Below are 23,411 nucleotides of genomic sequence, written 5' to 3' on the forward strand. Positions count from 1 at the left end.
TCGGTTCTCCGATCTTGAATTAATCGAGGCGCATGCGGCGTTCGGCGAAGACATAAAGCGGCCGCCAGAGTGTTCTGTTGAAGAGCGTGACGAAGATCGACATGACGACAATACCAAGGATGACCCGCGGAAAGTCACCCGCTTCCGTCGCTTTGGCGATGTATGATCCAAGCCCGAAGGCTTCGAGTTTCGTGTTTCCCCAGCTCGCCAGTTCAGCGACGATGCTCGCATTCCAGGAGCCGCCGGAAGCCGTCAATGCTCCCGTGATGTAGTAGGGAAAGATTCCAGGCAGCATCACACGCCGCCACCAGGTCCATGAGCGCAACCGGTAGACCGACGATGCTTCCCGCAGATCAGTGGGAAATGCGCTCGCACCGGCGATGACGTTGAACAGGATGTACCATTGTGTCCCGAGTACCATCAGCGGCGACAGCCAGATGTTCGGGCTGGCGCCTGTCGCAACGATGGCAACCACCGCAACGGGAAAGAGCACGTTTGCCGGAAAGGCCGCCAGGAACTGCGCCAGAGGCTGGACGCGCTCCGCGGCAGCGGGACGCAGACCGATCCAGACGCCGATCGGAACCCAGATAACACTGGCGACCGCAATAAGAACGACAACGCGAATGAGCGTCACGAACCCACCGGCAAAAGCGATCCAGACATCGCCCCAGGAGAGCGTCTGGCTGAGATAAGAAACCGCATCCCAGACGCTCCAGGCACCGACGACAGCGATCAGCGCATACCAGGCAATGTCGATAGCCCAGCTGACGGCACGCCGCCCGCCTCGCTCCTTTGCGGCTGCACGCGACATTGGCAACAGCCGCACGAGCATCAGTCGATCCCATACGGCAGCCAAAGGTGTGGTCACGTACTTCAGGAGGCGCGTACGACGGATCAGCGAATAGACCCAGGAGCGCGGCTTCTGCTGTCCGGCCGTCTGCTCGAAGCGAAACTTGTCTGCCCAGGCGACGATCGGGCGGAAAAGCAGCTGATCGTACAGGAGGATGACGACCGCCATGGCGAGCACTGCCCAGCTTACAGCGGCGAAATCCTGTTTGTCGATGGCAACTGCCAGCCAGGAGCCAAGCCCCGGGAGCTGCACGGTGGTATTGCCCACCGTGATCGCCTCGGATGCAACCACGAAGAACCAGCCGCCGGACATCGACATCATCGTATTCCAAACGAGACCGGGTGCCGCAAAGGGAGCCTCCAGCCGCCAGAAGCGCTGCCAGCTCGACAGGCCGAAACCGCGGCTGACCTCATCAAGATCGCGCGGAACCGTCCGTAGCGACTGATAGAAGGAGAAGGCCATATTCCATGCCTGGCTGGTGAAGATCGCAAAGATCGAAGCGCATTCCGCACCAAGCTGGCTTCCGGGGAAAAGCCCCATGAAGAAGGTGACGGTGAAGGTCAGAAAGCCGAGCACCGGCACCGATTGCAGAATGTCGAGAGCCGGAATGATGATCTTCTCGGCGCGGCGGCTCTTTGCGGCAAGCGTCGCGACGATGAAGGTGAAGATAAGGGAGGCAACGATGGCTGCCATCATGCGCAGGGTTGTGCGCAGCGCATATTCGGGCAGATAGGCCGGGTCGAGCGACAGCGGTGCCGTGGATAGACCGGCGAGCGGCGCCCGCATCTCCGCGACGCCGTGAAGTGTCAGATAGGCGGCAGCTGCAATGAAGGCGAATGCGGCGAGATCATAGCCATTCGGCAGAATACGTGCACCGGCCAACGCAGCAACGGCACTACGCTCGCGTCGATCGTTAGCAAGGAAAACCATGTCATAACCCTTTGGGAACAGGATGTTATCAAGGAGGGTGCGGCCGTGTGGCGCCGCATCTGCGACACCACCGGTGCGTTTGTTTGAGGTGGACGCTTAGGCCGCGCGACGGCTGCCGTCCTCGTCGAGGACAGGCTCGCTCTCGGTCGTCCAGAAGCACTCCAGCTTCCCGGTCTGGGAGTTGGTGTGCCAGACGGCGATCAGACGCGGACGCTGCGACGATGCGGAGCGTTCAACCGGACGGCTGCCGGTCGAAACGGCGAAAGCATTTGGGGCGGAAAACTTGGTTGCGAACTTGCGTGCGCGGAAAAGAACGATGTTGTTCATGGCTCACCTCCTCGGCCCGCCTGACGGCAGATCCGAAGGGCGAGCCGGACAGGCTAGGCCCGACCGGCGCTCGCCCGGCGAATGCCGGCAGCGGTCCAGGTTGTTGAGATGACCGTCCGGATGCAGCATGATGCCACAACCGGACAGCGACTAGGGTAGCTGTCCATTGGTTTCTTGATCTGTTGGTTTCGTTAGCCTTTGCATTGCGCTGCGAAGACATGGCCGTATTGTCACAACCACCGAGAGCGGTCAATCAGGCGATGGTGCACCGCCATTATACCAAAGTATATGCCGCGCGATCTCGATGGCGGGCAGCTCGGCGGCGAATAACGGAAACCCGGTGTTCAACCGGGTTCAACGGTCCTCGCCGCCAGCGAGAATGTAGAAATCAGCAAATCGCTGGGCCTTGCAGCGGCAATCAATTTTTCCGATCGGCCGGCCGCATCGAGGAAGATATCGCTCGACCAAGCTGAAGTGTTTCCCCGCGAACTCATATGTGAAACGGCCTTCCCGCGCGCCATGGGAAATGGAGCCGAAAAACCAAGCTTTTGTGCAACAATAACTTTCAAAATAGAGGCAAGAGAATAGTTAATTTGCAAATATTCATGCGTTGCATCAGGAATATATAAACGATTCCATTGTCGTTTCGGCGTTTATTCAGGCGAGACGCCGAAAGACGACGGCCATTATATATCTAAAGCAATATAGAAGGCGCGATGAAATTTTTACTCAGAACTTTTGGTGAAATTGCTCTTCTGGATAGCAACGAACACCAAATAGCGTTCCCGAAGAAGGCGCTTCTGATTATTGCCTATCTGCTCGCCAGTGACAGCAAATCCGTCAGCAGAACAAGCATGGCGCGATTTCTCTGGGGTGAAGGTGACTTGGCCAATTCGCTGACAAACCTTCGCAAGCTCGTTTCCCGTATCAAGAGCCGGCAATCGGACTTGAACGTTGAACTTCTGACCTTTAACGATACCGACATCCACATCGCAAATGGTTCGCTCACGAGCGATATTCCCCCGACGCGCGTAAGCACGACCAGGAATCCAGCCGAGCACATCGCCTCCTTGATGGAGCGCTCGCAACTAAAATTCCTGGAAAGAGCCAACTGTCAAACCAGAGCGTTCATCGATTGGCGGGAGAGCGAAAGAAGGCGGCACCTCGCCATACTGAAGGAAACGCTGGATGTCGCTGTGAAGCCTCCGGTCGCCTCCGACGATATAGCGCTCATCAAGGAGGCCGCTCTCCTTCTTTTCGAAGCCGAGCCGCAGGACGAGGCCACACATCGTATATTGCTGAAGGCATTTGACGCCGAAGGCGGCGTCGAACAGCTCAAGCGCATATTCGCGCGGCGCAGGGATCTCGTCTCGCCATGGCCGGCAACCTTGACGGCATCGCCTCGCCCTCCGACATCAGCTACTCCCGCGCATTCGACCGCCGTATCCGAGCAGGATGCTGCAACGCAGCCCATCTTGCGCATACCTCGCCTCGCCTTGCTGCCGCCAGGCAACGACAGCCCCGATGGCGCTGCCACCATGATCGCCTCCTCGCTCGTCGAAGACATCACGCTAGGCTTTTGCGCCCTGCACAGCTTGCGGGTGATTGCCCCCTACTCCGCTATCCAGATCGGCCGCCAAGCCGACGATCAAGCCGCGCTTTTCGAGCGATATGACATCAATTACGTCCTGGAAACCCGATTGAGCGGGCCGGATGACGACCTTTCGCTCTTCACACAACTCATCGCCCTGCCGGGCAGCGAGATCCTGTGGGCCGAGTGCTTTAAATTCGGCACGCTGGATCTCGCGCGCAATAAGCGCGAAATCTCGCGGCAGATCGTGCTCGCCGCCGCTGCGGAAGTCGAGCGGCATGAGATGGAGCGTGCCTATTTCGAGGACAACCCCGCCGCCTACCATCAATATCTTGTTGGACAGCAATATCTCCATCGCTTGACCCTGCCGAACATGCGGCGCGCCCGTAAGGAGCTGAAAGCCGCCCTGCGCGAGAGCACCGATTTCGCACCGGCACTCAGCTCCGTCGCTCGTACCTATTCCAAGGAATGGCTGCTAACCGCACGCGGTGATGACGAATTGCTGAAATCGGCAGAGGATTTTGCGGCACGTGCCGTCTCAATTCGCAACGACTTGCCGGACGGCTATCGCGAGCTTGGCATCGCCAAGCTCTTTCTGGGAGCCATCGAAGAAAGCGTGGAAGCGTTGGAGGTGGCGGAAGCCCTTAGCCCACATCACGCTGATGTCATCGCCGACCACGCGGACACGCTGGTCCATTTCTCCCGCCCCGGTCTCGCTCTGGAAAAAATCCAGCGTGCGATGGAACTCAATCCCATCAATCCGGATTCCTACCTTTGGACTGCCGCTGGGGCAAATTATGCTCTCAGCCAATTCCAAACCGCGCTCGACTATATCGGCCAGATGATCGATCCCAGCCTTGCTGACAGGCTCGCGGCTGCAAGTTTGGCGATGCTGGGTCATCAGGACGAAGCGCGCAGGCTCGTCCGCCGCGTCCGCGAGGCCAATCCCGATTTCGATGTGGATAGATGGCTGTCACTCATCCCGAGCAAAGAGCAATGGCACAGGGATCTATATCGCGAAGGTCTGAAAAAGGCGGGTTTTTGAATGGTGATATCGTTGACTCGCATCCGCGCAGAAGAGCCCGAAGATATCGACACCATTCATGCAATCACCTCCGCCGCCTTCGAGGGGGAGGCCCATAGCTCCGGCACGGAGGCGGCAATCATCGATGCGCTGCGAACGGCCGGTGCACTGACCCTTTCCCTTGTCGCCGTTGAGAACGATGAGATCGTCGGCCACGTGGCCTTCTCGCCTGTCACTATCGAATCCGGAGCCGAAGAATGGTTCGGCCTTGGGCCGGTATCCGTCCGCCCCGACCGGCAAGACAGGGGTATCGGAAAGGCTTTGATTGAAAACGGATTGGCCCAGTTGAGAGCGCGCGGCGCCAACGGCTGCGTGGTTCTCGGCGATCCCCGCTACTACACCCGTTTCGGCTTCACCAGCGACGAAACCCTTCATTATGCCGACGTACCGACCGGATATTTTCAGCGGATCGTGTTCAAGGGACCGGCCCCAAAAGGTGCCGTCGTGTATCATGCAGGGTTTGAAGCAGCGTAGAAGAGCCGAGTCTCCGAGAAGAGGTTCGGTTCCGGCCTCAGCCCCACAGCCGGCATTCTACTGGCAACCGCAGCCGGCACAGGAGCGGACGAAGGAGACCTCACGCGAACAGGGACTATTCGGAGGTATTGTTGACTAGATTATTGAAGCGATCTTGCATCCCTTGGATAGTCGCATCGGAGAGATCATAATAGTTTTGCAAGCTGGATATGAACTCTGAACTGATGTCTCCGTTAAGCCTGCCCGAGTAGCGAGCGTCGGCCAACGCCATGGCGGCGGCGTTCGGTGTCAGGTCATTTGGATCGAAGCCGCTTACCGCCTTATCCTGATCTGTCAGGATTTCATTGAGGTCATAGCCACCGCTCAATCCGCATTCCTTCGCCCACTGATCTGTAGCGGTGACGGCGGCGAGGTTCGGGCCGCTATATCTGAATTCCATCCCGCTCGCAGCCTTGTCCAAAGCTGAAGCCGCGAGTGAAGACTGCAGCGACGAAGACGACGAATTGAGAGAGTTGCTATTGCCGATTGCAGCGCCGGTCGTGGCGGCCTTCGTCTTTTCGTCTTTCATCATGCCGACATCGCTTAAAATCGAAGCCGTCTGCGAGGAAATCTGGATGTTGTGCCTGTTCATGGAAACCTGCATATCAAAAGTATTCCATCTTTTGATGGATGATATTTAAGGTTGCACGCCTCTCTTGTCCGAAGCTTGCAAGTTTCCAAGAAATGCTCTCCGTTGCCGAGGTCGTCCCGGGACCCGGCTGGCTCAACCGGCTGCAAACCAAGAGATGAACAATTGAAAGCAAAAATAAATGGTGGGCCCGGAGGGACTCGAACCCCCAACCAAGCGGTTATGAGCCGCCGGCTCTAACCATTGAGCTACAGGCCCGGCGCAAGAAAAGACTCAGCGCTTGCGACTCCGGAGCAATGGTTCCCCGAAGCCGACTTGGCTCTAACCCAATTTCTGTTTTCCGACAAGGGACTGCCGTAATACCTTCACAATCAATCCGCAAAAGCGGATCTTGAGGGATTATCAACCAAGGAACGAACCATGCTTCTGACGAAAACCAGAGATTTTACTCTTGCCGCTCTTGTCAGCGCCACTTTCTTCGTGCCTGCGGCTGCAGCCTTTGCCGAAGATGCCAAGCCGCGCGAGGCGGTCATTACCGTCACCGGCGAAGGACATGCATCGATCGCCCCGGATATGGCTGTCGTGACGCTCGCAGTCGTTCAGCAGGCTAAGGCAGCCCAGGATGCGCTCGACCAGAACAACAAAGCCATGGGCGCCGTGCTGGCAACGCTGAAGGAAAGCGGCATCGCCGAGCGCGATCTGCAGACCTCGGGCTTTTCAATTCAGCCGCAATATACCTATCCGAACGACAAGGATGGCCATAATCAGCCGCCGGTTCTGACCGGTTATCAGGTGACCAACGGCCTGACCGTTCGCGTGCGTGATCTCTCCAAGCTCGGCGGGCTGCTCGACCAGGCGGTCAAGCTCGGTGTCAACCAGGGCGGCGATATCCGGTTCGTCAACGACAAGCCGGATGCCGTACTCGAAGAAGCGCGCAAAAAGGCGGTCGCCGATGCCGCCGCCAAGGCGAAAACCCTGACCGATGCCGCCGGTGTCAAGCTTGGTCGCGTCGTCGCCATCCACGAGGGTGGCATTGCAGCGCCGCCGCAGCCTTATATGCGTGCCATGGCCGCATCCGCCCCGATGGACAAGGCCGTTCCCGTCGCAACCGGCGAAAACGAATACAACGCATCGGTGAGCATCACCTACGCGATCCAGCAGTAACCAAAACAAAACCGCCCTTCGCTCAAATCCGGTCGGATCGAGTAAAGGGCGGTTCCGCGGCCCCCGCCAAAAGGCGAAAAGGTCAGAAAATGAAAAGCGGGCGCCTTGGGCGCCCGCTTTGCTTATCAGCGGCCCAGGAGCGGGCAACCGCGAACATTGGCAAACATCATCGTATCCGGACCGCGGCGGCCAAAACCGTCAACGACGACGCGGCGCGGCGTTACGTCCACGACGCGGGCGCGGCGCAGGCCATAGCTGCGAGCAACGTCCACGGCCTGCCGAGGATCGCAGCCACGGCGATCAAAACGCGGCGGCGGGCGATCATAATCCGGCGGTGGCGGGCGATGACGGCCCGGGTTGACATAGATGTCCACACCCTGTGCGGAGGCAAAATCCGCCGTGCCCGACAACGCAGTCACTGCGACGCAGGCGGCGACCCCCAACTTTGCCAACATTTGTTTCATTATGTTCTCCATGAAGCAGAAGGCTTCTCTCTCATGTCTGCAATATTTACTGAGCGAGTGCCCGAGAGGTAACGGCACTATGCTGAATGAGCCCAGAATCGGCCATTCATCCACTATTCAGCTACATTGAACGCTAAAGGGAAACCAGATGCCCGATAATAGCACAACATAAAAAATAAAGCCGCCTCCCTTTCGGAGGCGGCTTCGAATCCATCGAATAGATGTGGAAAACTTGGGGGGAGCGCTGCGATCAGCGGCGGATCAGCGGGCAACCCGGTGCATTGGCGAACACAACACGATCCGGGCCACGGCGGCCGAAGCCTTCGACGACGACGCGGCGCGGCGTGACATTGTCGATGCGGGCGCGGCGCAGACCCATGTCGCGTGCTTTCTCGACGGCGAGGCGCGGCGAGCACATGCGACCGCGCGGATGGTCATAGCGAGCCTGCTGAACACCGGGATGGAAATCGTTGGCGGAGGCCGTGACGGCCGTTGCGGAAATGGCGCCGAGCGCGATGATAGCTGCAATACCTGCCTTGGCGAAAAGATTGGTCATGGTGCTTCTCCTTCAAATCCTTGCTGCGGATCGTTGCAATCCCGTGTGGGCCAATACCTTTGGGATTGAGGCCACGTTAGGTCAGCCAAGCTGAACCGAACGCGAACTGTCCGTTCAGATTGTATTCATGACGGTTAACAACCAATTGACGTAGCGCCGGGTAAAATTCACACGGAAAGATGCAGCACGATTTCGCGCCGATGCGGCCGGTCACGATGCTCGAAAAGATAGATGCCCTGCCAGGTGCCGAGCGCCAGCCGGCCGTGCATCACCGGAATGCCGATCGAGACCTGCATCAGCGCGGCCTTGATATGCGCCGGCATATCGTCCGGCCCCTCCATCGTGTGCACGATCCAGCGCATCGAGGGATCGGACGATGACGGCACGAGCCGGCTGAAGAAGGCCTTGAGGTCCGTCTTCACGTCAGGATCGGCATTTTCCTGAATCAGGAGGGAACAGGAAGTGTGGCGGACGAAGACGGTCAGAAGCCCTTCGCCACCGGACGTAGCGGTGCGGACGAATTCCGCCACCTTATCGGTAAATTCATAGAGCCCCTGCCCGTGGGTGGAGAGCGTGACAACGGTTTGCGGCATGGCATTCCCCGAATATGGCGGTAGCGATCCGCATCAGGTCGGGCGCAGCGGCCGGAATGTCAAGTCCGGCCACTGTCATGAGGCTATAGCGAGATGATGATGTTGAAACCGCCATAGATCAGGCGTTTGCCGTCAAAGGGCATGTTTTGCATGTCATCCTTCAAACGCGGGTCGGCCATGACCTTCGCCAATACTGCGTCGCGGCTCTCTCGCGATTCGTAGGTGATCCATGAGAACACCACGACCTCGTCTTCCTTCGCCTGCACGGCACGCGGGAAAGAAGTAAGTTCGCCATACGGCACATCGTCGCCTATGGCCTCGACATAGCTGAGCGCGCCATGCTCCCGCCAGACATCGCCGGCCCTGCGCGCCTGCGCCTTGTATGCTTCAATCTTGTCTTTCGGCACGGCAAGGATGAAGCCATCGACATAGGACATTTCTGCCTCCTCTGTTCTATGTTCACCTTTGGAAGACGGTTGACGGCAATCAGATCCGACATTGGCGGCAGATATTTTCCGCACGCCTGCCGGTTGATCGGAAGCGGCCGCGAATTCGCTGAACGATCCTACGAAGGATTGCCAATGAGGATAGAATACCAGAATGATCCCAAGCTCGAAAATGAGGCGCTCAACGCCCTGTGGGCAACCGCATGGGACAGCTCCTCCCCGCGGGATTTCCAGCCCATTCTCTCCCGAAACCTCGCGCATGTGGGTGCATTCGCCGGCGCAAGATTGGTGGGCTTCGTCAATGTCGCATGGGACGGCGGCGTTCATGCCTTCATCCTCGACACCTGCGTCGATCCGGAATTTCGGCGTGGAGGTATAGCAAGCGCTCTGGTCGAACGAGCGAAGGCCCTTGCTCGCGAGCGCGGCGCGGAATGGCTGCATGTCGATTTCGAGCCGCGTCTTACCGGCTTTTATCGAAAGCTCGGCTTTGTTCCCACCGAAGCCGGCCTCATTCGGCTGCGCGATTGACGGATCATCATCCGCTAGCTTGCCGACCGGATTTGTGAGAGCAGCCAGCTTCGGAACAGAGCCGCTGCCGGGTTCAGCAAGGCGTTCGGCGGATAGACCAGATTGTAGCTGACGGCCGCCGGCTGCACCTCCACAAAGCACCTGACCAGCTTTTTCTCGGCGAGGTCGCCGGCCACCAGCGAGCTTCGCACGAGAGCAAAGCCTCGTCCCTGCCGGCAAGCCTCCAGCATCTCGGCGAAGGAACTGAACAAAGGCGCCTCCTCGACCGCTCTGGCCATATCGAAATTCGGATTTGCTTCGCCATCCAGCCCGCTGATGATCTGCTCGTACCAGCGCTGCCAGTCAAGGATCGTATGCCGCATGCCGGCATAGCGCAGGAGCGGAGCAGCCCTTATGGCTTGGCGCGGCGGCAATCGCGCGGAGAGGTCGGGCGAACTGACGACGATCTCCTCATCCGTCAGCAGCTCTTCGCAGGCTAGTCCCGCATCGGCGCGGCCGAGCCAGATTGCAAGATCGGCGCCACCAGGCTGAAAATCCGGACGCTGATAGCCGACGGCGAGCTTCACTTCGGCCTCCGGATAACGCTGACAGAAATCCGGCAGCCGCGCGGCCAGCCACTGGCTGGAAAACTCAGGCGAGACGGAGATCGCGACGTCGCGGACCGAAATACTCGCGCGCGCCTGGTAGAGCGCCGCCTCCAGCTCGGTGATCACGCCTGAAATTGCAGGATGCAGGCGTGCACCGAGGGGTGTCAGCCGCGCCCCATTTCGGCCGCGGTCGAACAAGCGCCCGCCGATCCATCCTTCCAGCTGCGCAAGCTGATGGCTGACCGCCGTCTGTGTCTGCCCTATCCGTTCCGCAGCACGGCCGAAGCCGCCAGTCTCGGCAATGGCGCAGAATGTCTGAAGCACCGAGAGCGGTGGTAGCGGCCTCTTTCCCATGAAAATCCCTCATGCTTTACAGCGCAAGGATTCATTATACACCACCATATTCCAAGCGCATCTGTCTAGTGACTGAACACTTCGAGGTCAAAAATAGATGAGCATTCTTCATGCTAGAAGCTGGAAACACTGGATCTTGCGGCTCCTGATCCGACAAGGAGGAACAGAACGACGATCGCATATGGAAGGTGGCCAGAAGCGCGACACGCTATATCAGGCAAACCAACATCTGTTGCGGGATGTCGGGATAAGCAACCTTGCGGAAGAGCGATCCAATGATGGACGTCGCTAGCCTCTGAGCGTCTTCACCCTGGTCAGGTCCGGAAAGAGACGCATCCAGAGCAGCACTACGACAATGGTCCCGACGCCGCCGACAATGCCAGTCAACACAGGTCCAAGTGCACTGGCAAGCATGCCCGATTCGAATTCGCCAAGCTGATTGGACGTGCCGATGAACAGCGAATTCACGGCATTGACGCGGCCACGCATGGCATCCGGCGTCAAGAGCTGCACGAGCGAACTGCGCACGACGACGCTGACGGTATCCGAAGCGCCGACGACGAAGAGCGCGGCGACCGAAAGGATGATGTTGCTCGACAGCGAAAAGACGATGGTGGCCACTCCGAAAATGAGCACCGCAAACAGCATCTTCTTGCCGACATCGCTCTGTAGCGGCCGGCGTGCCAGCCAGATCGACATGACCAGCGCGCCGATCGCCGGCGCAGCGCGCAACAGGCCAAGCCCCCAGGGACCGGCATGCAGGATATCGCGCGCAAACATCGGCAGCAGCGCCGTCGCACCACCCAGCAGCACGGCAAAGAGATCGAGCGAGATCGTGCCGAGCATGACCGGACGGCTCTTGATAAAAGAAACGCCGGCAAAGACGGACCTCAGCGTCACCGGCTCGCGTGACGACGGCTGCTCCCGTTCGACCCGGATCGAAATGACATTGATGCTCGCGATGACATAAAGCACGGCGGAAACGGCAAATGGAGCGACAGGGCTGGCGCCATAAAGCAGGCCGCCGAGCGACGGCCCGATGATGAAAGCCGTTTGCATCATCGAGGTCGACGTGGCGATGGCGACCTGCAGCAGCGACGTCGGCACGATATTGGGCAAAAGCGCCGCCATGGTCGGACGCTCGAAGGCCGTGGCCGCACCCATGACGGCAACGGCAGCCAGAATGCCGGCAGGTCCTATCCAATGAAACCAGACGGCCATGGCAAGGACGAGCGCGGTCAGCGCCTCGATCAGTTGGCAGGCAAGGCCGATACGGCGCCGGTCGAACCGATCGGCAACATGCCCGACGACGAAGGTCAGGATGACCATCGGCAGAAACTGGCAGAAGCCGACGAGGCCGAGGAAAAAGGCGCTATGGGTCTGATCGTAGATCATCCAGCCCATGGCGACAGTCACCGACTGAAAGCCTATCGAGGAAAAGACGCGCGATGCGGCGAATGAACGATAGCCGGGGTGACCGAGCACGCTTGGCCGGTCAAGATTCTGCAGGGTATCCATGAGCCTTCTTCGTCTGCCGGCACGGACGCTCGCAGACACGCTTCTCAACAGTCGAAAATTCTACAGCCCCCTGCTCTGCCTGAACGCGCTCTCTGTCAATCTCGTTTTTGCTGCAGTTGCAAATTCATCGCGGACGATAGATCAAATCGCGGTGAGGACGGGCTGAGGAGGCCCCGCTTGGCCTCGATCGACCAGATGGCGACCAACTCCACTGCGATCGCGTCAACCAGCTTTGGAACATCACAGTCTGCCGATTCGTGCAGCGCCTCAGCGACGACCAGCACCGAACGTGTATCATGGCGCACCGCGGATAAACCACTCTGGCGATTGGTCCAGCGTCGGGCATGCGCCTGCCCTGCTCCATCGGCGAAGATCACCTCCCCCGCCTCCGGATGCTCCATCTCGCCGGAAAAGGTCAAATAGGATTCACTGCCGCTCGCATGCCGCACTTCGAGATCGTCAGATATTTTCGCGAGATCGAAAACGGCAATGGGAATGCCGAAAGCGATCGAAATGGCATTGCAGACGTCGACAAGCGGATGCAGCCGCGGCAACGCCCCTTCCTGGCGAAATCGGCGAAGCAGAGCTTCGGATGCGCAACGATATTGTGTCGGCTTCAATCCCATCTTGGAGAAACTCCGTCGCCAGGCCTGGATTTCTGCCATCTCGCCCTCAGGGCCTTGCATCAGCCGATCTGCGGCAATCGCATGATACTTGGCAATTCGATCGTCGACATCGACAGTCGAGGTGATCCCTTCGGCGAACAACACGCCGGGAACCAGCTCTGGAAACTCGCCCCACATCTCGTTCGAATGGCGGAAAAACATGGCATCTCCTTATAGGCATTTGCTTGGTGCCGCAGAAAACCCCGTCATTATCCCCCGGTCTTGAATAAAATTGCAGAAACTCAGCGGATGGCCGCGGCATAGGCGCCTGGCGAAACGCCGAAATTGCGGACGAAGAGGCGCGTCATATGGCTCTGATCGGAAAAGCCGCTGGCAAAGGCCACTTCCGCGAGGGACGTGCCCCCCGCAATCAGCCGCCGCGCTTCGTGAATGCGACGCTGCATGAGATAGGCATGCGGCGTCAGTCCCGTCGCCTTGGTGAAAGCACGCAGGAAACGGAAGTGGCTCAAGCCACACAATTCTGCCAGTTCGGCGAGGGTCAAGGGAGCAGCGGGATCGTCATCGATCAGCTCACGCGCCCTGTTTACATCAGCGGGCACCGCATCCGCACGCAAACCGCCGGTTCCTTCACGCATTACGGCAGCGAGAAGCGACAGCAGCAACCCATCTCGCAGGAGGGAACCCTCGGTCGCGTCTTCGATCAGAAGCGAGAACAGAGTTTTGAAATGCCCGCCCATCCCACCCTCGCGGATGACAGGTGCCGGAAATTCCATCGCACCGAACCTGCCCTCACTAACATCGCGCAACAAGTCACCGATCAGCCGGGGATCGAAATAGAGCATGGACCAGGCGCGGCTCTCGCCGACGGGCATGCCGTCATGCACCTCGTTCGGGTTGACACTGATGACGTCCCCGGCCTCGGCCTGCACTATCCCTCGCCCGCTCAGTGAAACCTGCGCGCCAGCCTCGATAACCCCAATGCCGAACTGATCATGCGTATGCTTGGGAAAGCTGTGGCCGGTCTCGGCCCGGACTGCCTCGATGCCGGCAAGGCGAGAGCGGTATATTCGGAATTGGCCTGACTTCATCAATATCGCCTTCCATACCGCCAGTATCGTCGCGCCAGCGATGGTATCGCCTCCAATGCGGCAATGTTGCTCGCCCGCAATCCGGAAGCAACGCTTTAAGCGCCTCCGCCCACCTTTTCATCCTCCGCCGTCGCCAATGCCGCTTGCGTATTGCCGGCAACTGCGGTCGGCAGCGGCGTGCCGCGCTTGCGCTCCCGCGCCAGCGTCAGCAGACCGGAAAAGATGATGAGGACGATACCGAGGGCCATAGGCGTGTCGATACTGTCATTGAACAACAGATAACCGAAGGCGATCGCCCACAGCATCTGGCTATATTGCGGCGGCGCGACAAGATTGGCCGGCGCCATCTGCGCGGCCGTCAGCAGCAGGACGTTGCCGAATGCACCGAGCAGGCCGTAGCTCGCCAGAAAAATCCACTGCGTCGGCGTCGGCATGGTGACTTCGGAGATCATGAGGAAGCCACTGACGATGAGCGTTCCGAAGAGGCCTGCGCCATAGAGCGAAATGCGCTTCTCCTTCGAACCAAGCGCGCGGTTGATGACGATGGAGATTGCCGCCGCAAGACCGCCGATCGCCGCGCAGAGGTGCCCGACCGAAAGCTCGCGAAAGCCGGGCCTCAGAACGATCAGCACCCCGACGAAACCGAGAATGACGGCCGTCCAGCGCTGCCAGCGCACATCTTCCTTGAGAAAGATCACGGAAAGAATGGTCACGAAGGACGGCAGCAGGAAGAGCAGCGCAAAGGCTTCCGCCATCGGCAGCATCGTGAAGGCAATGACGGAGCAGATGGCGCCGGTCGCGCCGCAGACGAAGCGCAGCAGCCACAAGGGACGGTTCGTTGTCCTCACCATATCGAGCCAGCCATCCTCCCGCTTCTTCAGAAACGGAACGGCGGCAAAGCCAAACAACGCGCCGATGAAGGCGACCTGATAGGAGGGGATCACTCCATGAAGGATTTTGATCGAGGCGTCGCTGAAAGCGAAGACGGCGTAGGACGCGAATGCCACAAGGACACCACGCAGGGCGGAACGGCCCACGGCCGCGGAACTGGAATCGGCTGTAATCGAGGACATCGGAATCTTGAGAAAAGTGCGATGGGAGGACACTGAATCAGTGAGATACAGGCAATTGTATGATGAAATGGGCTAAATTTCGATTGGGTTGGGAATAAACTATTGTTTCAACCGGACGTTTGAGGCGACTACGCAACGTCAGTTTCCGAGAAAAAGGGATTTATTCATCTGGCTAGAAGAAATCTTCCCTCTGAGCGTATAGGAAAAAGCAACCACTTTAAGAGCATCGCTATCCACTTCACATGTAAACGCCACTCGCAGCCAGCCATTGGGCGTTTGAACCGCGGCCCCGTCCCCAAATAAGCTGATTTCAGACAGCATCGCCGGCGAAAGAGCTGAATTCGCGAGACCAAAGGCTTGCAGATCATGACGAAATTGCAAAAGCTCCTCGGAATTGCAAAGATAACGCACCCGATCACGTCGTGACAGCTTCTTCCAAGCATCGTAGTCGCTTTTAGATAGACGCGCTATTTCCTCGCCCGAATGGAGCTTCTTCGCCTGAATAGCTCTCTTCGGTACAAGCGATTTTGGCGGTTGTGGCTCAGTGACCAACGCAGTGCCGCTCGTCGGATCGCTTTGACTACTGGAAGCGGCAGATTGGCTTTGAGCACTCTGCTGTGCTGGAGATGGCCTCACTGCCGGAACGACAATCTGAGGCGGGTCTTTCGCCTCATCCTTGGCCTGCCCGGCCGGAGACTGCTGCTGCGGATCGGATGATGGTGCCTGTGCGGCAGCTTGTGCCTGCGGATCATTCTGATCTACCGCTGGGGCCTGCGGCTGCTGCACCTGCGAATCCGAAGGCTCGTTGGTCGCCAGCACGTCTGGTGCGGTCGACGAGGCTTTGGCGGCCGAGTCGCTTGCCGGCGGTTGAGCCACATTTGTCTGCTGATCCTTGGCGTCAGCTTGTTGTTGGGCTTCCTGCGCCTGTTGTGCCGCCTGTGCTTGGGCCTCGGCTTGCGCAGCCGCCTGTTGTTCAGCCGCAGCATCGTTCGGAGGCGTTGGAGGGGTATCGTCCTTCGACTGTTCCGAAGCGTCTGCCTGCTGCGTGGTGTTTGCGTCCTTCTGATCACCCTTCATGTCTGGAAGCGGAGTCTCGGTCGCAGAGGGCCGTTGCTCCGCCTTCTCGACGGGCTTGTCAGTGGCGGGATCATCGGGTTTGGGCTCAGACTTCGCCTGCTCTACCGGCTTATCCGCCTTGGCCTCGTCAGGTTTGGATGCAGGCTTCTCTGCCTGCTTCTTGCCGTTGGGATCGGATTGCTTTGGGGGCTGTTCGTCCGCTTTCTTTCCCTCGGGCTGCTGAGGCTCCTGTTGAGCTTCTGCCGTTTGTTGCGCCGGCTTCTCGTCTGGTCTTGGCGTCGGCTTCGGAGGCTGGTCGGGCTTTTCATTCTCCTTCGTTGCCAGCTCTTTCTTTTCATCCTGCTGCGGCACGAGCTCGACATTGACGCTCTGCTCGGGCTTCGCCTCGGGCGGCGCCGGCAGCAGCGGCAGCAGAAACACCGCGACAAACAGGACGTGCAGAAGGATCGACAGGACAAAGCCCGGCCTTATCTCCCTATCCCGTTTTTCCGCCACCTTTTCCATCGTTCAGCGGATGGCTCGGGAAGAGAAAGCAATCAGGCGAAAACAACGCATCGATTCATTCGATCCTTATCGGCAAACAGATCCGAAGACTTTCCGGTCGCTGACATATGGTACCCGACCACGCGCCGGGAAAGAGGCCTCGGTCGAAATCGAACTTGTCAGGCCTCCGCGCGATCCGCAATGGCGCAAAAACAAACCTGCGTGATCACCCGGTGCAAAGACGACCGCATCCACCGCTAGAAGAACTCATCCAGCAGCTGATAGTATGCCATCTTTTCGGCTTTCGGTTCAAAATCGCCATAGACCTTCAAAAACTCGGCAACCAATTCCTCCCCGAAATTGTATTCGATGCTGCCGCAGGCAAGCGCAATATCCTGATGACGATCGGCAATGCCGAGACGGCCGCAATCGATATAGCCGCTGAATCTATCGCCATCGACTACAAAATTCGGAAGGCATGCATCACCATGGGTGACGACGAAATCCTCCGTTGACGGTCGCTTGGCCTCAAGCTCACGGAAAAGATCCTCTGTCGACCTTCCCAACCGGGCCTCATCGAAATCGTTCTCGTCGACGCGTCCGGCAAGCAAGCGCGCCCTTGCAGCGCCAATTCTGTTCTCCAGCCGGTGATCGAAGGGACATGCAGCGATGTCGACAGCGTGCAATCGCCGCAAAGCATCCGCGAGAAGTCGCACGCGTTCGATCGGCTGTAACCGCGCCGCGCTGACGAGATCTCTGCCGGGAAGAGCACTCATCAAAAGCCATTCACGCTCGTCCTCCTGCTCGTGGGCGATAACTTCCGGGCAGGCAAGGCCCCGAGAGGTCAGCCATTGCAGCCTTGCAACCTCACCCGCCAGCTCGCCCAAGGGATCAACCGGCTCGGTCTTGAGATAAACAGGCGCGCGTCCATCGGCTTCAAGCCGGAAGACATGGGCCGAGGAGCGGCCGAGTGCATCCTGCCGCCATTCGTATCCAGCCAACGCATCGCGCAGACGGACCGGAATGGATGTTTCCATGAATTGCGGCTTGCTCGCCATGCTCACCCCTCGATGCCCCTATCGTCAATGAAAAGCCCGGCTCGCTTTCGCGAACCGGGCCATATTTTGTAAACTGCCGATTTCGGCTTGCGCCAGGCCTCAGCTGTCGAGGAAGCTTCTGAGCTTACGGCTACGGCTCGGATGCTTGAGCTTGCGCAGCGCCTTTGCCTCGATCTGACGGATACGTTCGCGCGTCACCGAGAACTGCTGACCGACTTCTTCGAGCGTATGGTCGGTGTTCATGCCGATGCCGAAGCGCATGCGCAGTACGCGTTCTTCGCGCGGCGTCAGCGATGCCAGAACACGGGTCGTCGTTTCGCGCAGGTTCGCCTGGATGGCGGCGTCGATCGGCAGAAGCGCGTTCTTGTCCTCGATGAAATCGCCGAGATGCGAATCTTCTTCGTCACCCACCGGGGTTTCGAGCGAGATCGGCTCCTTGGCGATCTTCAGCACTTTGCGCACTTTTTCGAGCGGCATGGCGAGCTTTTCGGCCAATTCTTCCGGCGTCGGCTCGCGGCCGATTTCGTGCAGCATCTGGCGCGAGGTACGAACGATCTTATTGATCGTTTCGATCATATGCACCGGAATGCGGATGGTGCGTGCCTGGTCGGCGATCGAGCGGGTGATCGCCTGACGAATCCACCATGTGGCGTAGGTCGAGAACTTGTAGCCGCGGCGATATTCGAACTTATCGACCGCCTTCATCAGGCCGATATTGCCTTCCTGAATGAGGTCGAGGAACTGCAGGCCGCGGTTCGTGTACTTCTTGGCGATGGAGATGACGAGGCGCAGGTTGGCTTCGACCATTTCCTTCTTGGCGATACGCGCTTCGCGCTCGCCCTTCTGCACCATGTGAACGATGCGGCGGAATTCCGAGATCGAAATACCGGTTTCGGTCGCAAGGTTCTGGATTTCCTGGCGGATGTCGCGGATCGTGGTGTTTTCGCTCTTGGCGAATTCCTTCCAGCCGCGGGCGGCCAGATTACCGATCGACTTCATCCAGTTCGGATCGAGCTCGGCGCCCTGATACTGTTCCAGGAAGCTATCGCGCTTGACGCCATAGGATTCAGCAAGACGCAGCAGGCGGCCTTCGTTCTGCACGAGGCGCTTGTTGATGTCATAGAGCTGCTCGACGAGAGCGTCGATGCGGTTCTGGTTCAGCGACAGAGACTTGACCGACTTGACCAGCTCATCCTTGAGTTCCTTGTAGCGGCGCTCCTGGGCGGAAGACAGCGTGCCGGAAGCCGACAAGCGCTGTTCGACCTGCTGGTCCTGCAGCTTGCGCAGCTTCTTGTAGGTTTCGGCGATAATGTCGAGCGTCGTCATCACCTGCGGACGAAGCTCGGCTTCCATCGCGGCGAGAGAGAGGTTGGATTCGTCTTCGTCCTCTTCCTCTTCCTCGATCGGCAGGCCTTCGCCGCCGACATTGGTGATGTCGTCGTCACCGGAAGGAGCGCGACCGCGGCGTGCCTTTTCCTTCTCTTCGGCAGCCTTGCGGTCAGCCTCGATCTTCTCGGGGCTCTGGAACTGCGGTGCGGCCTTGGCCTCAGGACCGGAATAGGTGGTTTCGAGGTCGATGATCTCGCGCAGCAGCGTGGTGCCTTCGTTGAGTTCGTCGCGCCAGATAATCAGCGCCTGGAACGTCAACGGGCTCTCACAGAGGCCGCCGATCATGGTTTCGCGGCCAGCCTCGATGCGCTTGGCAATCGCGATTTCGCCTTCGCGCGACAGAAGCTCGACGGAACCCATTTCGCGCAGATACATGCGCACCGGGTCGTCCGTGCGGTCGGTCGGCTCTTTCTTCTTGGCGGTCGCAAGCGCGGAACCAGTGGAGGGGGCCAGCTCGCCGCCTTCACTTTCATCGTCGCCACCGGCATCGTCGTCGTCGCTCGCTGCGGCGCCGGCCTCTTCGACATCTTCGTCCTCGATGACGTTGATGCCCATGTCCGAAAGCATGGCCATCGTGTCTTCGATCTGTTCAGACGTCACTTCCTCGGACGGAAGAACGGCGTTGAGCTCGTCCATCGTCACGTAGCCGCGCTTCTTCGCGGCCTTGATCATCTTCTTGACCGCGTCATCGGAAAGATCGAGAAGTGGGCCGTCGGAGGTGCCGTCGCGTTCGACTTCAGCTTCTTCGTTCTCTTTGACCTTTGTTGCCATCTCTATATCGTCGCTTTCCCTGACGCTGCAAACTTACACGCGGTGAAACAATCACTCTGGCTGGCGCGCCCTGCACCAGCCGCGACTCACCGACGAACACCTAACGGAATGACCTTTAATGCCCGATTAACCACGATCACCGCCACCGGAGTGCAAAGCTGGATTGCGTTTGGATTTCCGGCCATGATATTAGGTGATCCGCTCGATCCAGTTTACCGTTCTTTCCGAAGTCAAACGGTGATTCCCAGAATTTTAGTTCTCGTCAAGCTTTTCCAGCAAAAAAGCCCGTTAAATACGTGAAAAAGCCTTATCCACAGGCTTCGCACGCCGCAATTAATTGTTTCCCGTATTTAGGAAGTCCCCGCGCGATGACAAGAGCATTCTAAACAAAGCCTCACATTTCCAGCATCGGCAGGTATTGCCGAGGCCGGAAGTGTGTCCGAATAGCATCAATTCCAGTCCATAACCACCTTGCCGGAGTTGCCCGAACGCATGGCTTCGAAGCCATCGCGAAAATCATCGATGCCGATACGGTGGGTGATGACGGGCGATACATCGAGACCGCCCTGAACGAAGGCGATCATCTTGTACCAGGTCTCGAACATCTCGCGGCCGTAGATGCCCTTCAGGTTCAGCATCTTGAAGATGACCTTGTTCCAGTCGATCTCGAAGCCGGCCGGCGCAATACCGAGAATGGCGATCTTGCCGCCATTATTCATCTTGTCGATCATGTCGCGGAAGGCGGGCGCGGCACCCGACATTTCCAGGCCGACGTCGAAGCCTTCGGTCATGCCGACGGATTTCATCACATCGGCAAGGTTCTCCTTGGAAGCATCGACGACATGATCGATACCGACCTTGCGGGCAAGCGCCAGCCGGGTCGGATTGATGTCGGTGATGACGACCTTGCGCGCGCCGGAGCGCTTGGCGACCATCGCCCCCATGATGCCGATCGGTCCCGCGCCAGTCACAAGCACGTCCTCGCCGACGAGATCGAAGGAGAGCGCGGTGTGGACCGCATTGCCGAACGGATCGAAGATCGCGGCGATTTCATCCGGAATGTCGTCGGGGATCGGTACGACGTTGGATTCGGGAATGCAGACGAATTCGCCGAAGGAGCCGGGACGATTGACGCCGACTCCGAGCGTGTTGCGGCAAAGATGGCCCCTACCCGCCCGGCAATTGCGACATTTGCCGCAGACGATGTGGCCTTCGCCCGAGACGCGCTCGCCGACGTGATATTTCGTGACGGCCGAACCAATTTCGGCGATCTCGCCGCAGAATTCATGACCAACGACCATCGGCACCGGAATGGTCTTCTGCGCCCATTGATCCCAGTTCCAGATATGCACATCGGTCCCGCAGATCGCCGACTTCCTGACTCGGATCAGGACATCGTTCGGCCCGACCTCCGGAACCGGGACATGCTCCATCCACAGCCCGACTTCCGGCTTGGCTTTGACCAACGCTTTCATCATGTTCGACATGATCGGTTCTCTCCAACCAATTCAAATGATTCCGAGTTCTTTTCCGGCTTCCGCGAAGGCTGCGATCGCCCTTTCGACATCGGCCTTCGAATGGGCGGCCGACATCTGCGTTCGTATACGCGCCTGGCCCTTCGGCACGACGGGGAAGGAAAAGCCGATGACGTAGACGCCCTTCTTCAGCATCAGTGCCGCCATGTCCTGCGCAAGCTTCGCGTCACCGAGCATCACGGGAATGATCGGGTGATCGGCGCCGGCAAGCGTGAAACCCAGTTTCGTCATTTCGCTGCGGAAGAGCTCTGCATTGCCCTGAAGCCGCGCCCGCAGCTCGCCGCCGTTGTCGATCAGATCGAAGACCTTCAACGAGGCAGCCGCGATGACGGGCGCCAATGTGTTCGAGAAGAGATAAGGGCGCGAACGCTGCCGTAGCCATTCGACGACCTCGCCTCTGGCAGAGGTGTAGCCGCCGGACGCGCCGCCGAGCGCCTTGCCGAGCGTGCCGGTGATGATGTCCACCCGGCCTTCGACACCGCAATGCTCAGCCGATCCCCGGCCATACTTGCCGACGAAGCCAACCGCATGGCTGTCATCGACCATGACCATCGCGCCATATTTCTCCGCCAGATCGCAGACGCCGCCGAGATTGGCGATGATGCCGTCCATGGAGAAGACGCCGTCTGTCGCGATCAGCTTGAAGCGGCTGCCCTCGGCCTTCTTCAGCTCTTCTTCCAAAGCCGCCATGTCGTTGTTGGCGTAGCGGAAGCGCTTCGCCTTGGAGAGCCGCACCCCATCGATGATCGAGGCGTGATTGAGGGCATCCGAGATGATGGCATCTTCTTCCGACAGCAGCGTCTCGAACAACCCGCCATTGGCATCGAAGCAGGACGAATAAAGGATCGTCGCTTCCATGCCGAGGAAGGCCGAGATCCGCGCCTCGAGCTGCTTGTGCTCCTCCTGGGTGCCGCAGATGAAGCGAACCGAGGCCATACCGTAGCCATAGCGATCGAGCGCCTTCTTCGCGGCCTCAGCGAGCTCCTCGTTGTCGGCGAGGCCGAGATAGTTGTTGGCACAGAAATTGAGGACGCGCGCGCCGCCAAGCACGGCGATCTCGCCGGCCTGCTTGGAGGTGATGACGCGCTCGGCCTTGTAGAGGCCGGCTTCTTTCAGGCCGAGAAGTTCGTTGCGCAGATGGGATATGAACGCTGAAGTCATGGTCGCATTCCGATGCTGGTCAAAGTGCCTAATTAATCAAGGAATAACATAGGATCTGGCCGCTTGCTGCATCCAGCAGCGGCAAAAATGCGCAACACGGTGACGTCGGCGCGATAGGGCGCAGTTTCGATATTATCTGTCAAACCGACCGGCTTGCGCGCAACTTTTTGGCCCGATTTCAGCGATTGCTGTCGCAAAAATTACTTGACTGAGTCCAATATTTTACGGCAGATTGAAGCGGTCTCAAGATAAGGGAGAGCCATGAGCATATTTCACAGATTCTCCCTCGCGGGGCGGATTGCCCTCGTTACCGGAGGCGGACGTGGCCTCGGATTCGAGATGGCAAAGGCACTCGCCGATGCCGGCGCTCACGTCATCATCAACGGACGGACCGCGGCGACGCTGAACACGGCCGTCGAGGCCATCCAGGCGAAAGGTGGCTCGGCGGAAGCCGCCGCCTTCGACATTGCCGACCGCGACGCGCAGGGCGCGGCAATGAATGACATCGAGAAAAGCCACGGCCGGCTCGACATATTGATCAACAACGTTGGTGCCCGCGACAGACGCTCGCTGGCCGATTTCGACGACGAGGCGATCCTCGCCTTGCTCAACACCGATCTCGCCGCCTCCATCATGCTCTCCCGCGATGCCGCGCGCCTAATGAAACGAAATAATCATGGGCGACTGATCTCGGTAACCTCGATCAGCGGACAGGTCGTCATGCCGGGCGATTGTGTCTACCCCGCCGCCAAGCAGGGGCTGACGGGTCTCATGCGCGGCATGGCGGTGGAGTTTGGCCCTCACGGCATCACCAGCAACGCCATTGCGCCAGGCTGGTTCGCAACGGAGACCAACGCCGCGATGGCCGCGAACGAAGAGTTGACCCCGTTCGTGCGCCAGCGCATCCCCGTTCAGCGCTGGGGGCGGCCGGACGAGATCGCCGGAGCAGCGCTATTCCTTGCCAGCGACGCGGCGTCCTTCGTCAACGGCCATGTCCTGACCGTCGACGGCGGCATGACCGTGCGGATGTGACGCGTCGACAGCCGAGCGTCAGCA

General features: G+C 59.0%; 23 protein-coding genes and 1 tRNA gene. 5 read left to right on the top strand and 19 right to left on the bottom strand.

Annotated elements, in window-relative coordinates; genetic code table 11:
* Positions 1-19: 19 nt before the first annotated feature.
* From ABOK31_RS09930 to ABOK31_RS09940, 3 genes are all read right to left on the bottom strand, one after another.
* Positions 20-1,780, bottom strand: a complete 1,761-nt coding sequence (locus tag ABOK31_RS09930; RefSeq protein ID WP_349958814.1) for an ABC transporter permease subunit — start codon at positions 1,778-1,780, stop codon at positions 20-22.
* Between the two features lie 96 nt (positions 1,781-1,876).
* Complete coding sequence (locus ABOK31_RS09935; RefSeq protein ID WP_174180115.1) at positions 1,877-2,107, bottom strand: hypothetical protein; 231 nt, start codon at positions 2,105-2,107, stop codon at positions 1,877-1,879.
* 344 nt (positions 2,108-2,451) lie between these two features.
* On the bottom strand, positions 2,452-2,706 hold the full coding sequence (locus tag ABOK31_RS09940; RefSeq protein ID WP_174180117.1) for a hypothetical protein: 255 nt from the start codon (positions 2,704-2,706) through the stop codon (positions 2,452-2,454).
* Positions 2,707-2,823: 117 nt separating this feature from the next.
* Between ABOK31_RS09940 and ABOK31_RS09945 the strand changes: the two genes are divergently transcribed.
* Positions 2,824-4,743 (top strand): hypothetical protein, encoded by a 1,920-nt coding sequence (locus ABOK31_RS09945; RefSeq protein ID WP_349958815.1) that lies wholly within the window; start codon positions 2,824-2,826, stop codon positions 4,741-4,743.
* A 12-nt stretch (positions 4,744-4,755) separates the two neighbouring features.
* Positions 4,756-5,256, top strand: coding sequence for an N-acetyltransferase (locus tag ABOK31_RS09950; RefSeq protein ID WP_349958816.1), 501 nt, complete (start codon positions 4,756-4,758; stop codon positions 5,254-5,256).
* A gap of 115 nt (positions 5,257-5,371) precedes the next feature.
* Here ABOK31_RS09950 and ABOK31_RS09955 read toward each other — a convergent pair whose 3' ends face one another.
* Together ABOK31_RS09955 and ABOK31_RS09960 are read right to left on the bottom strand one after the other, a co-directional pair.
* Entirely contained in the window at positions 5,372-5,887 is a 516-nt protein-coding gene (locus tag ABOK31_RS09955; RefSeq protein WP_349958818.1) for a hypothetical protein, read from the bottom strand.
* A 179-nt stretch (positions 5,888-6,066) separates the two neighbouring features.
* Positions 6,067-6,142: transfer RNA gene (locus tag ABOK31_RS09960), tRNA-Ile, on the bottom strand.
* A gap of 162 nt (positions 6,143-6,304) precedes the next feature.
* Between ABOK31_RS09960 and ABOK31_RS09965 the strand changes: the two genes are divergently transcribed.
* Positions 6,305-7,048: an SIMPL domain-containing protein gene (locus ABOK31_RS09965; RefSeq protein ID WP_349958820.1), complete on the top strand. Its 744-nt coding sequence runs from the start codon at positions 6,305-6,307 to the stop codon at positions 7,046-7,048.
* Between the two features lie 125 nt (positions 7,049-7,173).
* Here the strand turns inward: ABOK31_RS09965 and ABOK31_RS09970 are convergent, their stop codons facing one another.
* The 4 genes from ABOK31_RS09970 to ABOK31_RS09985 all read right to left on the bottom strand — a co-directional run bounded on the left by ABOK31_RS09970 (position 7,174) and on the right by ABOK31_RS09985 (position 9,098).
* On the bottom strand, positions 7,174-7,512 hold the full coding sequence (locus tag ABOK31_RS09970; RefSeq protein WP_092711544.1) for a hypothetical protein: 339 nt from the start codon (positions 7,510-7,512) through the stop codon (positions 7,174-7,176).
* A gap of 250 nt (positions 7,513-7,762) precedes the next feature.
* Positions 7,763-8,068, bottom strand: a complete 306-nt coding sequence (locus ABOK31_RS09975; RefSeq protein ID WP_174180127.1) for a hypothetical protein — start codon at positions 8,066-8,068, stop codon at positions 7,763-7,765.
* A gap of 167 nt (positions 8,069-8,235) precedes the next feature.
* On the bottom strand, positions 8,236-8,661 hold the full coding sequence (locus ABOK31_RS09980) for a secondary thiamine-phosphate synthase enzyme YjbQ (RefSeq protein WP_349958822.1): 426 nt from the start codon (positions 8,659-8,661) through the stop codon (positions 8,236-8,238).
* Between the two features lie 83 nt (positions 8,662-8,744).
* The gene (locus tag ABOK31_RS09985) at positions 8,745-9,098 is read right to left on the bottom strand and encodes a DUF1428 family protein (protein WP_174180132.1); all 354 of its coding nucleotides are present in this window, start codon (positions 9,096-9,098) and stop codon (positions 8,745-8,747) included.
* Positions 9,099-9,242: 144 nt separating this feature from the next.
* On the opposite strand from ABOK31_RS09985, the gene ABOK31_RS09990 reads away from it, so the two are divergent.
* Entirely contained in the window at positions 9,243-9,635 is a 393-nt protein-coding gene (locus ABOK31_RS09990) for a GNAT family N-acetyltransferase (protein WP_349958824.1), read from the top strand.
* A gap of 14 nt (positions 9,636-9,649) precedes the next feature.
* Here the strand turns inward: ABOK31_RS09990 and ABOK31_RS09995 are convergent, their stop codons facing one another.
* From ABOK31_RS09995 to ABOK31_RS10040, 10 genes are all read right to left on the bottom strand, one after another.
* A complete protein-coding gene (locus tag ABOK31_RS09995; protein WP_349958825.1) occupies positions 9,650-10,576 on the bottom strand; it encodes a LysR substrate-binding domain-containing protein in 927 nt (308 codons plus the stop codon).
* Positions 10,577-10,864: 288 nt separating this feature from the next.
* Entirely contained in the window at positions 10,865-12,094 is a 1,230-nt protein-coding gene (locus tag ABOK31_RS10000; RefSeq protein ID WP_349958826.1) for an MFS transporter, read from the bottom strand.
* Positions 12,095-12,189: 95 nt separating this feature from the next.
* The gene (locus ABOK31_RS10005) at positions 12,190-12,921 is read right to left on the bottom strand and encodes a phenylalanine--tRNA ligase beta subunit-related protein (protein WP_349958829.1); all 732 of its coding nucleotides are present in this window, start codon (positions 12,919-12,921) and stop codon (positions 12,190-12,192) included.
* Between the two features lie 80 nt (positions 12,922-13,001).
* Entirely contained in the window at positions 13,002-13,808 is an 807-nt protein-coding gene (locus ABOK31_RS10010; protein ID WP_174180141.1) for an AraC family transcriptional regulator, read from the bottom strand.
* Between the two features lie 95 nt (positions 13,809-13,903).
* Positions 13,904-14,881: a DMT family transporter gene (locus ABOK31_RS10015; RefSeq protein WP_174180142.1), complete on the bottom strand. Its 978-nt coding sequence runs from the start codon at positions 14,879-14,881 to the stop codon at positions 13,904-13,906.
* A gap of 138 nt (positions 14,882-15,019) precedes the next feature.
* Positions 15,020-16,462, bottom strand: a complete 1,443-nt coding sequence (locus tag ABOK31_RS10020) for a DUF930 domain-containing protein (protein WP_174180144.1) — start codon at positions 16,460-16,462, stop codon at positions 15,020-15,022.
* A gap of 236 nt (positions 16,463-16,698) precedes the next feature.
* The gene (locus ABOK31_RS10025) at positions 16,699-17,499 is read right to left on the bottom strand and encodes an APH(3')-II family aminoglycoside O-phosphotransferase (protein ID WP_174180146.1); all 801 of its coding nucleotides are present in this window, start codon (positions 17,497-17,499) and stop codon (positions 16,699-16,701) included.
* Between the two features lie 99 nt (positions 17,500-17,598).
* Positions 17,599-19,659 carry an RNA polymerase sigma factor RpoD gene (gene rpoD, locus ABOK31_RS10030; RefSeq protein WP_349955928.1) on the bottom strand — a complete coding sequence of 687 codons (2,061 nt, stop codon included), beginning with the start codon at positions 19,657-19,659 and terminating at the stop codon, positions 17,599-17,601.
* Positions 19,660-20,108: 449 nt separating this feature from the next.
* Positions 20,109-21,146: an L-threonine 3-dehydrogenase gene (gene tdh / locus ABOK31_RS10035; protein ID WP_174180149.1), complete on the bottom strand. Its 1,038-nt coding sequence runs from the start codon at positions 21,144-21,146 to the stop codon at positions 20,109-20,111.
* 21 nt (positions 21,147-21,167) lie between these two features.
* Positions 21,168-22,355, bottom strand: coding sequence for a glycine C-acetyltransferase (locus ABOK31_RS10040; RefSeq protein ID WP_349955929.1), 1,188 nt, complete (start codon positions 22,353-22,355; stop codon positions 21,168-21,170).
* A 261-nt stretch (positions 22,356-22,616) separates the two neighbouring features.
* Here ABOK31_RS10040 and ABOK31_RS10045 point away from each other — a divergent pair, with 261 nt between their 5' ends.
* A complete protein-coding gene (locus tag ABOK31_RS10045) occupies positions 22,617-23,387 on the top strand; it encodes an SDR family oxidoreductase (RefSeq protein WP_349955930.1) in 771 nt (256 codons plus the stop codon).
* The last annotated feature ends 24 nt before the right edge of the window (positions 23,388-23,411 follow it).

The sequence above is a fragment of the Rhizobium sp. ZPR4 genome (genome assembly GCF_040215725.1).
Taxonomy (GTDB): Bacteria; Pseudomonadota; Alphaproteobacteria; order Rhizobiales; family Rhizobiaceae; genus Rhizobium; species Rhizobium rhizogenes_D.

Excerpts from the sequence above, each read along its gene's own strand:
- ABOK31_RS09930 (WP_349958814.1), bottom strand. The coding sequence starts at position 1,780 with ATGGTTTTCCTTGCTAACGATCGACGCGAGCGTAGTGCCGTTGCTGCG.
- ABOK31_RS09935 (WP_174180115.1), bottom strand. The coding sequence starts at position 2,107 with ATGAACAACATCGTTCTTTTCCGCGCACGCAAGTTCGCAACCAAGTTT.
- ABOK31_RS09945 (WP_349958815.1), top strand. The coding sequence starts at position 2,824 with ATGAAATTTTTACTCAGAACTTTTGGTGAAATTGCTCTTCTGGATAGC.
- ABOK31_RS09955 (WP_349958818.1), bottom strand. The coding sequence starts at position 5,887 with ATGAACAGGCACAACATCCAGATTTCCTCGCAGACGGCTTCGATTTTA.
- ABOK31_RS09965 (WP_349958820.1), top strand. The coding sequence starts at position 6,305 with ATGCTTCTGACGAAAACCAGAGATTTTACTCTTGCCGCTCTTGTCAGC.
- ABOK31_RS09970 (WP_092711544.1), bottom strand. The coding sequence starts at position 7,512 with ATGAAACAAATGTTGGCAAAGTTGGGGGTCGCCGCCTGCGTCGCAGTG.
- ABOK31_RS09975 (WP_174180127.1), bottom strand. The coding sequence starts at position 8,068 with ATGACCAATCTTTTCGCCAAGGCAGGTATTGCAGCTATCATCGCGCTC.
- ABOK31_RS09980 (WP_349958822.1), bottom strand. The coding sequence starts at position 8,661 with ATGCCGCAAACCGTTGTCACGCTCTCCACCCACGGGCAGGGGCTCTAT.
- ABOK31_RS09985 (WP_174180132.1), bottom strand. The coding sequence starts at position 9,098 with ATGTCCTATGTCGATGGCTTCATCCTTGCCGTGCCGAAAGACAAGATT.
- ABOK31_RS09990 (WP_349958824.1), top strand. The coding sequence starts at position 9,243 with ATGAGGATAGAATACCAGAATGATCCCAAGCTCGAAAATGAGGCGCTC.
- ABOK31_RS09995 (WP_349958825.1), bottom strand. The coding sequence starts at position 10,576 with ATGGGAAAGAGGCCGCTACCACCGCTCTCGGTGCTTCAGACATTCTGC.
- ABOK31_RS10000 (WP_349958826.1), bottom strand. The coding sequence starts at position 12,094 with ATGGATACCCTGCAGAATCTTGACCGGCCAAGCGTGCTCGGTCACCCC.
- ABOK31_RS10005 (WP_349958829.1), bottom strand. The coding sequence starts at position 12,921 with ATGTTTTTCCGCCATTCGAACGAGATGTGGGGCGAGTTTCCAGAGCTG.
- ABOK31_RS10010 (WP_174180141.1), bottom strand. The coding sequence starts at position 13,808 with ATGAAGTCAGGCCAATTCCGAATATACCGCTCTCGCCTTGCCGGCATC.
- ABOK31_RS10015 (WP_174180142.1), bottom strand. The coding sequence starts at position 14,881 with ATGTCCTCGATTACAGCCGATTCCAGTTCCGCGGCCGTGGGCCGTTCC.
- ABOK31_RS10020 (WP_174180144.1), bottom strand. The coding sequence starts at position 16,462 with ATGGAAAAGGTGGCGGAAAAACGGGATAGGGAGATAAGGCCGGGCTTT.
- ABOK31_RS10025 (WP_174180146.1), bottom strand. The coding sequence starts at position 17,499 with ATGGCGAGCAAGCCGCAATTCATGGAAACATCCATTCCGGTCCGTCTG.
- rpoD (WP_349955928.1), bottom strand. The coding sequence starts at position 19,659 with ATGGCAACAAAGGTCAAAGAGAACGAAGAAGCTGAAGTCGAACGCGAC.
- tdh (WP_174180149.1), bottom strand. The coding sequence starts at position 21,146 with ATGTCGAACATGATGAAAGCGTTGGTCAAAGCCAAGCCGGAAGTCGGG.
- ABOK31_RS10040 (WP_349955929.1), bottom strand. The coding sequence starts at position 22,355 with ATGACTTCAGCGTTCATATCCCATCTGCGCAACGAACTTCTCGGCCTG.
- ABOK31_RS10045 (WP_349955930.1), top strand. The coding sequence starts at position 22,617 with ATGAGCATATTTCACAGATTCTCCCTCGCGGGGCGGATTGCCCTCGTT.